Source organism: Paraburkholderia sp. GAS41, from assembly GCF_050436545.1.
Classification (GTDB): domain Bacteria; phylum Pseudomonadota; class Gammaproteobacteria; order Burkholderiales; family Burkholderiaceae; genus Paraburkholderia.
Genome location: NZ_JBNDMK010000006.1, coordinates 147227 through 161015, shown reverse-complemented (window position 1 = coordinate 161015; position 13789 = coordinate 147227). Strand labels below are relative to the sequence as shown.

16 protein-coding genes are annotated in these 13789 nt (G+C 64.7%); 13 read left to right on the top strand and 3 right to left on the bottom strand.

Annotation, left to right across the window (positions count from 1 at the left end):
• The 8 genes from P3T43_RS11570 to P3T43_RS11535 all read left to right on the top strand — a co-directional run bounded on the left by P3T43_RS11570 (position 1) and on the right by P3T43_RS11535 (position 8588).
• A complete protein-coding gene (locus P3T43_RS11570) occupies positions 1–1344 on the top strand; it encodes a CpaF family protein (RefSeq protein ID WP_429281174.1) in 1344 nt (447 codons plus the stop codon).
• Positions 1337–2347 carry a type II secretion system F family protein gene (locus P3T43_RS11565; RefSeq protein ID WP_429281173.1) on the top strand — a complete coding sequence of 337 codons (1011 nt, stop codon included), beginning with the start codon at positions 1337–1339 and terminating at the stop codon, positions 2345–2347. The genes P3T43_RS11570 and P3T43_RS11565 overlap by 8 nt, the downstream gene beginning before the upstream one ends.
• Positions 2347–3357 carry a type II secretion system F family protein gene (locus P3T43_RS11560; protein WP_429281172.1) on the top strand — a complete coding sequence of 337 codons (1011 nt, stop codon included), beginning with the start codon at positions 2347–2349 and terminating at the stop codon, positions 3355–3357. Before P3T43_RS11565 ends, P3T43_RS11560 begins: the two co-directional genes overlap by 1 nt.
• Positions 3358–3471: 114 nt before the next feature.
• Complete coding sequence (locus P3T43_RS11555; RefSeq protein WP_429281294.1) at positions 3472–4269, top strand: tetratricopeptide repeat protein; 798 nt, start codon at positions 3472–3474, stop codon at positions 4267–4269.
• Between the two features lie 21 nt (positions 4270–4290).
• On the top strand, positions 4291–4647 hold the full coding sequence (locus tag P3T43_RS11550; RefSeq protein ID WP_429281171.1) for a DUF3613 domain-containing protein: 357 nt from the start codon (positions 4291–4293) through the stop codon (positions 4645–4647).
• Between the two features lies 1 nt (position 4648).
• Positions 4649–6418, top strand: a complete 1770-nt coding sequence (locus P3T43_RS11545) for a TadG family pilus assembly protein (protein WP_429281170.1) — start codon at positions 4649–4651, stop codon at positions 6416–6418.
• A gap of 10 nt (positions 6419–6428) precedes the next feature.
• Positions 6429–7820, top strand: a complete 1392-nt coding sequence (locus P3T43_RS11540) for a sigma 54-interacting transcriptional regulator (protein WP_429281169.1) — start codon at positions 6429–6431, stop codon at positions 7818–7820.
• Positions 7821–7868: 48 nt separating this feature from the next.
• The gene (locus tag P3T43_RS11535) at positions 7869–8588 is read left to right on the top strand and encodes a DUF2968 domain-containing protein (RefSeq protein ID WP_429281168.1); all 720 of its coding nucleotides are present in this window, start codon (positions 7869–7871) and stop codon (positions 8586–8588) included.
• 103 nt (positions 8589–8691) lie between these two features.
• Here the strand turns inward: P3T43_RS11535 and P3T43_RS11530 are convergent, their stop codons facing one another.
• Positions 8692–9909 carry a low temperature requirement protein A gene (locus P3T43_RS11530; protein ID WP_429281167.1) on the bottom strand — a complete coding sequence of 406 codons (1218 nt, stop codon included), beginning with the start codon at positions 9907–9909 and terminating at the stop codon, positions 8692–8694.
• 150 nt (positions 9910–10059) lie between these two features.
• Positions 10060–10233 (bottom strand): hypothetical protein, encoded by a 174-nt coding sequence (locus P3T43_RS11525; RefSeq protein WP_429281166.1) that lies wholly within the window; start codon positions 10231–10233, stop codon positions 10060–10062.
• Between the two features lie 173 nt (positions 10234–10406).
• Here P3T43_RS11525 and P3T43_RS11520 point away from each other — a divergent pair, with 173 nt between their 5' ends.
• Positions 10407–10634, top strand: a complete 228-nt coding sequence (locus P3T43_RS11520; RefSeq protein WP_429281165.1) for a hypothetical protein — start codon at positions 10407–10409, stop codon at positions 10632–10634.
• Positions 10635–10653: 19 nt separating this feature from the next.
• Here P3T43_RS11520 and hfq read toward each other — a convergent pair whose 3' ends face one another.
• Complete coding sequence (hfq, locus tag P3T43_RS11515; RefSeq protein ID WP_429281164.1) at positions 10654–11145, bottom strand: RNA chaperone Hfq; 492 nt, start codon at positions 11143–11145, stop codon at positions 10654–10656.
• A 416-nt stretch (positions 11146–11561) separates the two neighbouring features.
• Here hfq and P3T43_RS11510 point away from each other — a divergent pair, with 416 nt between their 5' ends.
• The 4 genes from P3T43_RS11510 (at position 11562) to P3T43_RS11495 (ending at position 13771) form a co-directional block, all read left to right on the top strand.
• Positions 11562–11693, top strand: coding sequence for a hypothetical protein (locus P3T43_RS11510; RefSeq protein WP_429281163.1), 132 nt, complete (start codon positions 11562–11564; stop codon positions 11691–11693).
• Positions 11694–11717: 24 nt separating this feature from the next.
• A complete protein-coding gene (locus P3T43_RS11505) occupies positions 11718–12236 on the top strand; it encodes a sigma-70 family RNA polymerase sigma factor (RefSeq protein WP_429281162.1) in 519 nt (172 codons plus the stop codon).
• The gene (locus tag P3T43_RS11500; protein ID WP_429281161.1) at positions 12236–13033 is read left to right on the top strand and encodes an anti-sigma factor family protein; all 798 of its coding nucleotides are present in this window, start codon (positions 12236–12238) and stop codon (positions 13031–13033) included. The genes P3T43_RS11505 and P3T43_RS11500 overlap by 1 nt, the downstream gene beginning before the upstream one ends.
• A 264-nt stretch (positions 13034–13297) precedes the next feature.
• Positions 13298–13771 carry a hypothetical protein gene (locus tag P3T43_RS11495; protein ID WP_429281160.1) on the top strand — a complete coding sequence of 158 codons (474 nt, stop codon included), beginning with the start codon at positions 13298–13300 and terminating at the stop codon, positions 13769–13771.
• Positions 13772–13789 lie beyond the last annotated feature (18 nt).

Below are 13789 nucleotides of genomic sequence, written 5' to 3'. Positions count from 1 at the left end.
ATGGCTAAAGACATCGAATTTGCCGACGACGCGCCTTCATTCGCGCATAGCCAGCAGTTCCAGGACATCAAGAACGCGGCGCACGAACATCTGCTCACGCGTATCGAGGAACTCGGCGCGGAGTTCGGCCGCTGGTCGCGCAATGCGATCAACCAGTTCGTCGATATGGAAATGGACAGCTTCGTGCGGCTGCGCCGGATTCCGATCAACGAGAGCGAGGTGCGGCTGATTGCCGAAGCGCTGACGAAGGAACTGGCGGGCTTCGGCCCGATCGAGGACCTGCTCAACGACGTGGCGGTCGAGGACATCCTGATCAACGGCTACAACGACGTTTACGTCTCGCGCCACGGTATCCTCACGAAAATCCCGGTGCGCTTTGCCGACAACGCGCATCTGCTGCGTATCGTGCGACGCATTCTTGCGCCGATCGGCCGGCGGCTCGACGAATCGAATCCGATGGTCGACGCGCGCCTGCCGAACGGCGGGCGCGTCAACGTCGTGATCGAACCGCTCTCGATCGACGGTCCGATCGTCTCGATCCGTAAATTCCGCAAGGACCCGTTGCGTCCCGACGACCTGCTCGCCAACGGTACGTACAACGCGGAAATCGGCGCGCTGCTCGACGCGGCGGTAGCCGCACGCTGCAACATACTGGTCTCGGGCGGCACGAGTTCGGGCAAGACGTCGCTGCTCAACGCGCTCGCTTTTCATATCCCCGAAGCCGAGCGTGTCGTGACGATCGAGGATACGGCCGAGCTGTCGCTGAACCATCCTCACGTGGTGAGGCTCGAAAGCCGCCCGGGTGGCTTCGACGGCGCGGGCGTGGTGTCGATCCGCGACCTGCTGCGCAACACCTTGCGGATGCGCCCGGATCGCATCATCGTCGGCGAAGTGCGCGGCGGCGAGGTGCTGGAAATGCTGCAGGCAATGAACACCGGCCACGACGGTTCGATGGGGACGGTGCATGCGAGCTCGCCGCGCGAGTGTCTGTACCGGCTCGAAATGCTGGCGGGCTTCGCGGGCTTTCAGGGCACCGAATCGAGTTTGCGCCGGCAGATCGCCAACGCGATCGACTTTATCGTGCAGATCGGGCGGCTCTCGAACGGGCGCCGGCGCATTCTGTCCATTACCGAAGTGACGGGGCTGTCCGACAACATCATCGCGACGCAGGAATTGTATCGCTACGAGCCGGTAGTTGATCAGGATGGCGAAGAGATCGACCAGTGGGTCTCGCTCGGCATCCATCCGCATTCGCCCAAGCTGGCGCGCTTCCGGCAGGCGCTCGGCGGCATGCAGGAACCCGTGGGCCGGTTCAGCGGTTTTGGCGGTGGCTTCAATGTCTAGCGGTGCAGTGCTCATTGCGGCGATCGCATTGGTGTGCGTGGCCGGCGCGTTGTTGCTGTTGCAGCGCGGGGCGCGCCGCGAAGAACGCGTGAGCACCGAACGGTTCATCGACAGCCGGATGGCGGCAACGGTGCCGGGCGGCGTCAGCCCAGCGCGTCCCGCTGCGCCGCGTGCGCAGGCGCTCGCGCATGGCGGCATGGCACCGCGCGCGCCCGAGGCGGGTGCCGATGCAGGGACCCGCTGGGCGTATCTGAAGGCGAAGGTGGGCTTTCAGATCGGCAACGTAATGAGTCGCGCCGGGATTTCGAATGCGCGCACACCGATCATTATCGTCGCCGTGGTTTCGGTATGGCTGTGCCTCTGGGCGGCCCGCGAGGGCGGCTGGCTGGCCGCGACGGTGACGCTGCTCGCCTGCGTGTGTTTTGTGGCGTTCATCGTGTCGATGCGCACCCAGAAGCGCCGTCTGGCGATTGTGCGGCAATTGCCGTCGTTTCTCGACGGCATCGTGCGACTCATCACGCTGGGTAACAGCGTGCCGGCAGCGTTCCAGGGCGCGATGCAAACCACCGAGGGGGCATTGCGCGAATGTCTCGACGACGTCTCGCGGATGTTGCGCGGCGGTGTCGAGATCGACCGTGCGCTTTCGCAGGCAGCGACGCTGTACGGCGCCCGTGAACTCGAACTGGTGGGTGCCGTATTGCGCCTGTCGGTGAAGTACGGCGGTCGCGCGGACGTCATGCTCGACCGCATGGCCTCGTTCATGCGCGATCTCGAACAGGCTGAGCGCGAACTGTCCGCGATGTCGGCGGAGACGCGCCTGTCGGCATGGATTCTTGCGCTGATGCCTATTGGCATCGGCGGCTTCCTGATGCTGACCAATCCGGGCTATTTCGGTGCGATGTGGTTCGACCCGTCCGGACGTCAGCTGGTGTATCTCGCGTTTGGGCTGCAAGTGGCCGGCGCCTTTTTGCTTTACCGCCTGACGCGGCTGAGGGGGGGCTGATGCGCGCTGATCGTGTCGCCGCACTGGCATTGGCACTGGCTGCCGTGGCGTTGCTCTTGCTGGCCGCCCTGGTGATCGCGAAACTGGCGGCGACGCGCCGTAGAGAGCGGACGTTGTCGAACGCGCTCAACGAACGCGCCCAGCAGAATGCGGCGCGCACTGCCGCAGGTGCTTCGGTGAGGCGCAGCGATGCCGGTGCGGGTGAGCAGGTACCGAAACTTGCGCCGGCGACGGGACTGAAGGCGCTGGTCGAGCGCTTCGCGCACACCGGCATTCGCTGGCTCGATACGCCGTTGGGGCGGCAACTGGTCGCGGTGGAAGACCGGCGCATGCTCGAGCAATGTGGCTTCGTCGATACGCGGGCGCGCGGCTTATTTCTCTTCGCGCGAATCGGCCTCGCGACCTGTTTGCCGTTGCTGGCCGGCACGCTCGCAGGCGGCCATCTGGCCGGCGAGCAGTATTTTGCGCTGTTGATCGGCACGATGATCGCGGGCTTCATGTTGCCGAAATTTTTCATTCAGCGACGCGCGGCCAGACGCCGGCGCGGCGTGGTCGACGAATTGCCCATGCTGGTCGACCTGCTGCGCCTGCTGCAAGGTGTCGGTTTGTCGATCGATCAGAGTCTGCAGGTGATGGTGTCCGATTTCAGTGGCGTGCTGCCGGTGCTGTCGAGCGAGCTGGAAATCGCCCAGCGTCATTTCGCAACCGGCCGAACCCGCGAGCAGTCGCTGCAAAGGCTCGCTTCGAGCTACGGCAACGAAGACTTGCGCGCGATCGTGCGGCTGCTGGTGCAGGTGGATCGCCACGGCGGAGCGGTGCAGGAACCGCTGAAGCAGTTTTGCGAGCGTCTGCGTGAGGCCCGGCGCGCCACGCTGCGCGAGCGCATAGGACGTCTTGCGGTGAAGATGACAGGCGTGATGATCATGACGCTGCTGCCGGCGCTCCTGATCGTCACCGCGGGGCCGGGCGTGTTGTCCATCACGAACTCGCTCCACGCGACCAAACGATAGGCAATGCTAATGAATGACGACATGACCTCGAACCCCATTGCGCGACCGGCACCCGCTGCAACGCGAACTGCGCCCGCGGCCCGACGGTTGGGCCTCGCGCGGTTCAACCGGCGTATGACTGCGGTGCTGTCGTTTGCGCTGCTCAGCGCCTGTGGGTCGACGCTGCCGGGTTACGGCGTCGGGCCGCAGGCCGAACGTCAGGCGGAGATTCAGCAGGCGACCCGCGACCCTGCGCCCGATACACCGAGCGTGTACCTCGATCTGATCGGGCGGATGCAGGCGCAGGGCCTGTACTACGCATCGCTCGCGCATATCGATGCCTTCGAAAAGCAATACGGCGCGCAGCCCGACACGATTCTGATGCGAGCGGACGCGCTGCGCATGACCGACCAGCCGGCAGCAGCGGCGGAGGCTTATACGAAACTGCTGCAAACGCCGCTTGCCGCCCGCGGCTACCGTGGACTCGGCCTGATTGCCGGCGCGGCGGGCGACTTCGGAAGCGCGGTCCAGCAATTGCAGGACGCAGCCCGCCTCGCGCCGACCGACCCGGCGACCCTGTCGGATCTGGGCTACGCGGAGCTGCGCGAAGGCGACATCAACGGCGCACGGGTGCCGCTCATGAAAGCCGCTCAACTCGACCACAGCAATCCGAAGATCATCAGCAATGTCGTGCTGTATCTGCTGGCCGATGGCGACACAGGGCGCGCGGCGACGCTAATGGATCAACAGAAGTTCAGCCCGGGTGTGCGCGCGGCGATCCGCCGTGATGCGGACAAGGTCGCCGCGGCCGGACGGGCGCAGCAACGCAGGGTGCAACTGCAACAGGATTCGCGGGATTCGAGCAACGCGCCGATCGCGAGTGCGCAAGGCGTTGAGCCGGCGCCGCGGTTGCTGCAGCGGTTCTCACAATAAGAGGCAGTGAAGGGGGCGTTTATGACGACACAACAAACGAAACGAGAACGGCGGCGTGCATCGGGCTTCGCGCCGGTAGCGCTAGTCGCGCTCTCGCTGCTGACGGTCTGCGGCTCGAATGCGGTTCATGCGCAGAGTGAAGCCGGACAACAGGCCGTGCCGAACAGCGAAATCGGCCACGCGACGAACCAGTGGCGCGCGCTCCAGCGCAGCAACGCGGCGGCCGCACCCGTGCGGCCGATGCTCGGCGCGGAAGCGAACCTGGCCTATAAGCGCTATCTGGAGTCGTTCAATTCGAAGATTCCCGATTTTTACGGCTCTTCGATCGGTGCTTCGACCGGGGGCGGCTCACAGGGCGGCCCGACGCCACAGAACTGATATGTCGGTCTCCGAATCATCTACCTCTGAAACCCGGCGCTTTGCGCGCCGTCGCCGCGGCACGGCCGGCTCGCCGTTGCGCCGGCAGCGCGGCGTGACCATGGTGATGGCGGCGCTCTGCCTCGCCGTTGCCGTGGCGGCGCTGGGGGCGATCGACGTCGGGAATGTCTTCTTCGTTCGACGGGCAATGCAACGTACTGCGGATCTGGCGGCGGCGGCTGGTGCGCAGACCGTCAGCAATGGCGGCGGCTGCAGCTCCGCTACCACCTCGGCGCAACAGAATGCTGTGACCGGCAATGGTCTGCCGAGCGGCGCGACGGTGACCGTGGTGTGCGGCCGCTGGGATCCGTCGGTCAATGCCGGTCAGTCGTATTTCGCGACCAGTGGCGCGCCGATGAACGCGGTACAGGTCACGGTCAGTCAGACCGTGCCTTACTTTTTTCTCGGTCCGGCGCGGGTGGTACAGGCTGTCGGTACGGCTCAGGCTACCAATATTCGGTCGTTCTCGTTGACCTCAGCGGTGGCGACACTGTCGGGAGGGGTGCTGAATGGCTTGCTGAACGCCTTGCTGCCCGGCGCCAACCTGAATCTCAGTGCGGTGTCGTATCAAGGTCTCGCCACAACCCAGATCAAACTGGGCGACCTGGCTACCGCGCTCGGCGTCGGTTCAATGAGTCAACTGCTCGGCACGCAGGTGTCGCTCTCGACACTCGTGTCGGCGATGATTACTGCCGCCGGCAAGAGTGCAACCTTAGGTGCGACCGCCATTACGGATCTGGGCACAATTCAGGCGGCTATTCCGTCCGGCCTGAACGTCGCGCTCGGTAACAACTCGACCACGAATGGCCTCCTGGCGGTGGCGCTGAGCGATCCCCAGGCGGCGGCGAGCGCGACCGTGAATCTGCTCGATACGCTTTTGGCAGCAGCCGAGATCGCCAATGGCACGTCCGCCATCAATCTCGGTGCGGCGCTCAATCTGGGGGCGCTCGCCAGCGTCACGGCGCAGGCGAAGGTTATCCAGCCGCCGGTGATCGCGGTGGGCGAGGCGGGGAACAATGCGGACGGCACGCCGCGCACCAGCGCGCATTCCGCTCAGGTTCAGGTGTATCTGAACGTCAAACTGTTGAATCTGGGCATTCCGGGCATCGTCACCATCAGCGCGCTGAATCTGCCGGCTTATATCGAGGCCGCCGGCGGTACCGCGGTTTTGCAGAGCACCTCGTGTACGACCCAGCAGGCCACCAGTCAAAGCACGATTGTAGTGGCGCCCTTGCCTGCGACGCTTTGCATAGGCGGCGACGCATCGAGCAACTTCACCAATACGACGACCGCGGCCCAGTGTAACCAGCCGGCGCAAATCGCGAACGTGAACGCATTGGGTTATACGGCACTCAGCGTGTCGGTCGGATCCTCGTCCGGTTTGAACCTCCAGTTCAAAGGCAGTCCGACGCCGCTCGTCTTCAATGGCGTGCCGAACAGCAGCACCGCCTACCAGTCCGTCAACACCAACGCCGTGGGCTCGGCCACCGCCGGTTTGCTCACCCAAGTGGCAAATTCGATGGGGACCAATCTTCATGCGACGGTCGCGGGTATCGACGTCACCGGGCTGGTCGCACCTCTGCTGAGCGGGATTGTTACGGTGCTTAGCCCGATCCTGAGTTCGCTCGACGCACTGCTCATTCCCGTACTGCAACTGCTGGGTGTCCAGATCGGCGTAAGCACGGTCCACGACCTCGGACTCGCCTGCGGTCAGGCCCAACTGGTTTACTGATTCTTCGCCAATGAGAACCACCGCCAAAATCGACGAACTCGATATCTACGTTTGGGAAGGCAAGGCCGACATTGTCGACCGTGTCGCGCGCTGCATGGCGAGCTTCGATGTCGAGGTGATCCGTGCCGACGACATCGCGATTTCGCCCGAACGCACCGCGCAACGGCCGTCGCTGGCGATCATCAGCGTGTCCGTCATCGACAGCGGCGCGCTGATCCTGCGTGACTGGCAAGCCGCGCACGGCATGCCGGTGGTGTGGGTCGGCGCGGCACCGCGCGATCACGATCCCACGATGTATCCGTCCGAGTATTCCCATATCCTGCCGCTCGACTTCACCTGCGCCGAGCTGCGCGGGATGACCACCAAGCTGGTGTTGCAACTGCGCGCGCACACCGCGCAGACGCTCGAGTCGAGCGCGCTGGTGGCGAACTCGGAATGCATGCAGGCGCTGCTGCACGAAGTCGACACCTTCGCGGACTGCGACACCAGCGTGCTGGTGCATGGCGAGACCGGCGTCGGCAAGGAACGCGTCGCTCAACTGCTGCACGAAAAGCATCGCCGTTACGGGCAAGGCCCGTTCGTGCCGGTGAACTGCGGCGCGATTCCCGATGGCCTGTTCGAGTCGCTCTTTTTCGGGCATTCAAAAGGGTCGTTCACGGGCGCCGTGGTTGCCCACAAAGGCTATTTCGAGCAGGCCGACGGCGGCACGCTGTTCCTCGACGAAATCGGTGATCTGCCGCTGTATCAGCAGGTCAAGCTGCTGCGCGTGCTGGAAGACAGCGCAGTGACGCGGATCGGTTCGGCGACGCCCGTCAAGCTCGACTTCCGGCTGGTGGCCGCCACCCACAAGCACCTGCCACAGCAGGTCAAGGACGGCACGTTCCGCGCCGACCTTTACTATCGGCTGGCGGTGATCGAACTGAAAATTCCTTCGCTCGAAGAACGCGGCGCGGTCGACAAGATCGCCATCTTCAAGTCGTTCATCGCGTCGGTGGTCGGGGCGGACAAGCTCGCGACCTTACCCGACATCCCGTACTGGCTGGCCGACGCGGTAGCCGACACCTATTTCCCCGGCAATGTGCGCGAGTTGCGCAACCTCGCCGAGCGGATCGGCGTGACGGTGCGCCAGATCGGCACGTGGGATGCGGCGCGGCTGCAGCGGCTGCTCGCGCTCGCGCGCAGCAACCAGCCGGTGCCGGCCGAGAGCGCGGCGGAGGTGCTGGTGGATCGCAGTAAATGGGATATGGCAGAGCGCAATCGCGTGCTCGCGGCGCTCGACGCAAACGGTTGGCGCAGGCAGGATACCGCAGGGACCTTAGGCATCAGCCGCAAGGTGTTATGGGAAAAAATGCGCAAGTACCAAATTTTCGACGAGGAACCCGAAATTCGCGAAAGTGAGTAATAATGAGACAAGATGTAACAAAACAAAAACTGTTCAAGCAGGAATTACATGGACCACAAGTCGAAACTTCGACAGATTGTCTTGGGCACTCTGGTTGCGCTCGGGACCGTGCAAGGTGTTTACGCGCAGGCTTTGACAGGTAGTGGGGCAAGCGCCGCCGTCGTTTCCCAGCCGGCTACGACAACAGCATTGCCAGCCACGACGCAGGAGCAGCCTGGGCAATCGGCCGCACTGACGCCGGACGAGGCGAAGCAATCCGCCGCCGGTAACGTCGCGGAACTGCAGCAGATGATCCGCGGCTCGGATCTGAGCGAATTGCGCACGACCTACAACGGTAGTTACGGCGCAAGCATGCTGTTTTATCCGAAGGAAATGACGTACTACGTCGCGCTGTTCCAGCAAAAAACGTTCTGGCGGGTCATCAAGACCGAGGATGAAACGCGCGCTGAAATGATTTACAAGGACTTCGTCCGCCAGACCCTGCAGCTTTCGGATGTCGAGATCCGGCGCACCCGGCTGGAGGCGCAGAAAGCCTTCACCGAGCGCATGATCGCGCTGTCGCAGGACCGTGCGAATCGTCTGCAGGCCGACCTGAATGTGGCGCATCAGCAACAGACCATCGTCAACAGCCAGCAGCAGCAGACGCGCGCGGAAGCTGCGGCGCTCGCGCAGCAGAAGACTACTGCTCAGGCCCAGTTGCGTGAAGCGCAGCGTCAGGTGGAAGAACTGCAGCGCCAGCTCGATAGCGGCCTGCCGACCATGCACTGAGCGGGCGTCGCTCGCTCGGTTCTGGCGGCAAAAAAACGTGACCTCGCCTGTTGTTCAGGGCGAGGTTTTGTTGTTTCTTGTGCTGGGCAAAAGGACGCTGCGGCTACTCCGCGCCGAGCGCCTCGCCAGCTTGCGTCAGATGACGGCGCGAGATGCTTTCCCACGCAGCCACTACGATCATGACCGCCGTGGTGAGACCGCCGGTCATCAGCAGATCGGTGTGAAACGCGAGCGGCGCGATCAGCGCGAGGAGCACCAGCCCGACCCAGTGCGATAGCGGAAACCCGCCGTAGACGACGCGCTTGTACAGGCCGCTGCCCGCCACGTAAATGGCCGGGCCGCCTAGCAGCAGCCAGGCAGTCGGCCAGTCGATGCGTTCGGGCGGATGCAGGATCACGAGGTCGTCGGCGGCCGCCGAGACGATCACGCCGGCAATCAGGATCACATGCACGTAGTGGAAATACGCCGCCATCAGGCCGGGCTCGCGGGCGCGTGCGATAGCGCGGCTGCCGGCGCTGCTGCTGGTATCGAAGTACACCCACCACATGGCCACGCTGCCGGCAAAACACACCAGAAACGCAATGATCGACGGTTCGGTCCATGTGTCCAGATCGGATAGCGTGCCGCCTGTCACCAGCACCGATTCACCGAGCGCAAGAATCACGAAGGCCTGGCAGCGCTCGGCGATGTGACCGCCCTCGGCGCTGCGCCAGTCGGCGGCGCTCGAGCGTCCGAGTCCGGGCAGCGGGAAGCCGAACATCGGCGACAGGTACTCGCACAGCACCGCCACGCTCCAGCAGGCAAAGCGCGGCAAGCCGTCCAGCAGGCCGCCCGCTATCCACGCGATGCCGGAGATCGCCAGCCATCCGCAGATACGCCGGAAGTTCGCCGTGAGTGCATGGTCGCGGCCAAGAAAAGCCAGCACCACGAGGCTGCGGCCCACCTGGATCGCCACGTAACTGATCGCAAAGACGAGGCCGCGCTCGCCATAGGCAAGCGGCAGGCTCGCGGCCATCACCATGCCGATCAGCATCACGCCGAACAGCAGCAGGCGGACCTGGATGCGTTCGGGATCGAACCAGTTCGTCACCCAGCAGGTGTATTGCCAGCCGAGCCAAACCGCGAACCAGAGCACCAGCGTCTCGAGCGCGCCGAACGCGCTCAGGTGATGGACCAGCCGATGCGAGAGTTGCGTGACCGCAAAGGCATAGATCAGATCGAAGAACAGCTCGACGTTAGTGACACGGGCTTCGTGTCCGTCGCGTTCGCGCAGGAAGCGGGCAGAACTGGGGGTGAGCGGGCGGGCAGGGTCGCTGGGCATGCTGTCGTTCCTTCTGGCGGGAGCGGGCAGGGATCGGCGCGCGGCGAGCGATGCAGCAGCGCGCCTCTGCGGTTACGCTGATGGCGGAAGTGCCAGGGCGCGGACGTGCTGGGGCGCGGTGCGGAGCCGCGTGCGGTTCAGGCGGCGGGTTTACGTGCGCCTGCTTTCTTTAGCCGGTGTCGGCTGCGCCGGGACGGGGTGCGGCCGCTCGGTGGGATCGACGGCGATCGGGTCGCTGGCGGGGAAGGTCTCGTCGAGGGCTTCGTCGAGTCGGTCTTCGGCTGTCTCACCGGAGGGCGGCGCGTGGGGCTTCGGCTTGGACATGTCATCCTCCGCATAAGGTGTCGAGCAGTCAGGATAGCGCAAACCTGTCGACGCCGGCCACCTGGCCGTTCCTTGAATTTGCCCTGGGTTGGCTCGTCTTGGGTGTGTCGCGGACGGTCTGCACCGGCCGCATCCGGGTGGCAAGGTGACGAGTTGGCGGAGGGGGCGCAGCTATGAAATCGAACGGGTCGCAGCAGGCACAACGCCTTAGCGGGTCACACGTCGTGGATGCGGAACTGGAACATCTGGATTGGGCCACGCGACAACCGATGGTGCACATGTTCGATGCGGGCTACTGGCGCCGTCGCGTGCTGGCCATCAAAACGGCTTATGAGCTGAACTACCTGCAGGGGATGCGTATCGAGCAGATCTTGCGGCGGCTGGGCGGCCCGGTGGAGTAGGCCGCCGCTGCGCAACGGCTTATTCGTTGCCGTTGTTGTTATTGTTGTTGCCGCCGCTGTTGTTTCCGCCGCCATGACCGTCGCCACTGCCGGTGCCGAACAGGCGCCGGCGCCGCGTCACGACCACCGGACCGTCCGAAGGCGGGCGTTCCGACGACGCTGGGCGCTCGCCGGACGGCTGGCTGCCATACGACTCACGCGGTTCGCGTGGCTCGCGATGCTCACGCGGTTCGCGCGAACCATGCGGGCCCCGCGTGGTGTGCTCGCCATGCGACGGCCGGCCGGCGCGCGGCGCAGGCCGGGTGCCGGTGTCGAGCTGGATGGTCGAGATGGCGCGCTTGTAGATGCCTTGCAAGCCGACTGGCGTGCGCAGCATCACCAGATACTGATCGAACGACTCAATGCATCCTGTCAGGCGAATGCCATTGACAAGATAGATCTCGACGCGCTTTCGTTCTTTGCGCGCTGCGTTCATGAAGTCGTTTTGCGGATGCGATTCTGCGGATGCCATGGACAAGTCAGGTAAGAAGGACAGTTGCTCGCCGCGATTCTACCCTTTTCGGGGCCGGGCGCGGACGGGTGAGCGATCTGGTTCCACTATAACGGCTTGCGCGCCCGGAAGCATCTGATAACTGGCTTCGGTAACGTTGAGTTACGAATCTGGTCTGGGATCTGGCCGACAAACACGGGCCGCCCGGCACCGGCGGGAGCGCGATCCTGGCGTTATCTGCGCGCGGCCGGAATAAAACGCCGGCTGTCGACGTTATGTCTCCATAGCGACGCACATTTCGTGCATCGCGTCGGCTTCGTCCCGTTCGGACCGCCTTACGGGGCGAACCCCTGACACGCCGGGCACGGCAGCTTGCTGCGGACGTTGCGCGGCAAGCCGTCCGGTCGGCTGGGCCAAGCCTCTCCTGGAGACAGTGCATGAAACCATTCCGTATCGTTTCGACCGCGTGCGTGCTTGTGGCAATCGCGTTGGCCTCGCTGGGTGTCACGGGCTGCACCACGCCCGACAGCGGCTCGAGTTCGTCCACCAGCAGCAGCGGCGGTTATTGAGCGCCCGCGCGCACGGTTCGCCGCGTGAATTTCGAAGCGGAAGTGATTTCCTGGCTCCCGCAGCTGCGGCGTTATGCGCGCGCACTGACGGGCGATTCCGCCTGGGCGGACGATCTGGTGCAGGACACCGCCGAGCGCGCTCTCGCGCGCTGGGCGGCATTCCGTCCCAACAGCAACTTGCGGGCATGGCTGCTGACGATTTTGCGGCATCTGTACATCGACCAGTTGCGGGCCCGCCGCGAGATTACGGTTGACGAAGAGAGCGCACCGTGGCGCAATCTGGAGGCGCCGGCCGGGGTCGTCGACGGCCTCGTGCTGCGCGATCTGCAGCGGGCGCTGTATTGCCTGCCGCTCGAGCAACGCGAAGTGCTGCTGCTCGTGTGCGTGGAGGAGCTGACTTATCAGGAAGCGTCGATCGCGCTCAGCGTGCCGGTTGGCACGGTGATGTCGCGTTTGTCGCGCGCGCGCGAACACATGCGTGTGCTTCTGACCGAAGGTCCGACGCGTAAGCCCGCGCCGCTCAAAGTAGTGAGAAATCCGTGATGAGCTACGACGACCCTCATTCCGCCGTGCCGAAGCCGCCTGACCTGCAGGCGTTGTCGGCGTTCGTCGACGAAGCGTTGCCGGACGAGGCGCATGCCGCCGTGCTCGAGCATCTCGCGCAGGATTCGGCCGCTGCCGCGCGGGTGGCGGACTGGCGTGCCCAGAAGGCGGCGCTCAAGGCATTGTGCGGCGCGCCCGTGGCTGACGAGGCGTCGTTCATCGTCGTGCGCGCGCCGGTTCCATGGTGGCGGCGTGTCGGCCTCGCGGCGTGCTGGCTCGTCGCCGGTGCGGGACTCGCGCTGCTGCTGGGACCGTTGGGTTCGCGTCTGCCGGACAGCCTGCGCGGTCATGAACCGATGGGCTTTGCGAAGCGCGCCGACATCGCCTATGCGGTCTATACGCCGGAGCAGCGCCACCCGGTCGAGGTCGCCGCGAGCGAGGAAGGCCATCTGGTCAACTGGTTGTCCAAACGCCTGAACCGGCCGCTTTCCGTCCCGTCACTGCAGGAGTACGGCTATTCGCTGGTGGGCGGACGGCTGCTGCCCGGCGATGCGGGCCCGGCCGCCCAGTTCATGTACGAGAATCCGGAAGGTGCGCGGCTCACGCTCTACGTGACCGACATGGGCGACAACGAAGCTGCCTTTCGCCTGTTTCGCGAAGGCAATCGCCGCACCTTCTACTGGGTCAGCGACCACGTGGGCTATGCGATGTCCGGACCGATCTCGGAGGGCAAGCTGCGCGAAATCGCGATTGACGTATGCAGCGATCTGGGCGGCAAGCCGGAGTCCTGGCAATAGCGTCCCGTCACCGTGTTGCCCGGATAGGCTCGGGTTCATGCCCTGAAAGGGTCCTTGAAACACGCCGTAACGCACGCGCGGTTCGCAGTTCGCCCGGCGCCGGAATAGTGCGGTGAGGCGCCTCGTTTAGTCATGGCGAGTCTGAGTTGCTGTTGCGTGTGACGAGCGGCGGCGGCACGGACGGATGCGAGGCAAACGATGGGGTCTTCACGGTGACGACCGCGTGGGCGGCCGCGACGCCGGACCGTCGGGCGGGACAAAATTATGCGTAATATCAAAGGACGCTGCACGGCACTCTGTGTGTGTCTGGCGTGCGCGGGACCGGTGGCGGCGCAGACCGCTACCGACACGGTGGCCGATGCCGCGCCGCCGTGCCAGACGGTCACAGGTCAGGCCGAGATCGACGGCGCGATGCAGCAGATCACCGGAATGGCCTGCCTGCAACCGGACGGCACCTGGCAGATCGTGCAGGGCCTCGACAATACCGTGGCGCTGTATCCGGCGCCGATCTATCCGTACTACGATCCATTCTATTGGGGCGGTTTCCTGACGGTCGGCTTCGGTGGGCCGTTTATTTTCATCGACCGCTTTCATCACCGCCATCCAGTCGGCTATTTTCATTTCAACCGCGTGTCGTACGGCGCGGGGATGCGTTCGGGCGGCTGGCACGGTGCGGGACCCTGGCACAGCGCCGGCGGGATGCATGGTGGTTTTGGCGGGGGCGGCGGGCACCGGTGAAGGTGGCCGCACCTGGGT

Bases quoted from the DNA above. Each gene is read 5' to 3' on its own strand.
- P3T43_RS11570 (WP_429281174.1), top strand. From the start codon at position 1: ATGGCTAAAGACATCGAATTTGCCGACGACGCGCCTTCATTCGCGCAT.
- P3T43_RS11565 (WP_429281173.1), top strand. From the start codon at position 1,337: ATGTCTAGCGGTGCAGTGCTCATTGCGGCGATCGCATTGGTGTGCGTG.
- P3T43_RS11560 (WP_429281172.1), top strand. From the start codon at position 2,347: ATGCGCGCTGATCGTGTCGCCGCACTGGCATTGGCACTGGCTGCCGTG.
- P3T43_RS11555 (WP_429281294.1), top strand. From the start codon at position 3,472: ATGACTGCGGTGCTGTCGTTTGCGCTGCTCAGCGCCTGTGGGTCGACG.
- P3T43_RS11550 (WP_429281171.1), top strand. From the start codon at position 4,291: ATGACGACACAACAAACGAAACGAGAACGGCGGCGTGCATCGGGCTTC.
- P3T43_RS11545 (WP_429281170.1), top strand. From the start codon at position 4,649: ATGTCGGTCTCCGAATCATCTACCTCTGAAACCCGGCGCTTTGCGCGC.
- P3T43_RS11540 (WP_429281169.1), top strand. From the start codon at position 6,429: ATGAGAACCACCGCCAAAATCGACGAACTCGATATCTACGTTTGGGAA.
- P3T43_RS11535 (WP_429281168.1), top strand. From the start codon at position 7,869: ATGGACCACAAGTCGAAACTTCGACAGATTGTCTTGGGCACTCTGGTT.
- P3T43_RS11530 (WP_429281167.1), bottom strand. From the start codon at position 9,909: ATGCCCAGCGACCCTGCCCGCCCGCTCACCCCCAGTTCTGCCCGCTTC.
- P3T43_RS11525 (WP_429281166.1), bottom strand. From the start codon at position 10,233: ATGTCCAAGCCGAAGCCCCACGCGCCGCCCTCCGGTGAGACAGCCGAA.
- P3T43_RS11520 (WP_429281165.1), top strand. From the start codon at position 10,407: ATGAAATCGAACGGGTCGCAGCAGGCACAACGCCTTAGCGGGTCACAC.
- hfq (WP_429281164.1), bottom strand. From the start codon at position 11,145: ATGGCATCCGCAGAATCGCATCCGCAAAACGACTTCATGAACGCAGCG.
- P3T43_RS11510 (WP_429281163.1), top strand. From the start codon at position 11,562: ATGAAACCATTCCGTATCGTTTCGACCGCGTGCGTGCTTGTGGCAATC.
- P3T43_RS11500 (WP_429281161.1), top strand. From the start codon at position 12,236: ATGAGCTACGACGACCCTCATTCCGCCGTGCCGAAGCCGCCTGACCTG.
- P3T43_RS11495 (WP_429281160.1), top strand. From the start codon at position 13,298: ATGCGTAATATCAAAGGACGCTGCACGGCACTCTGTGTGTGTCTGGCG.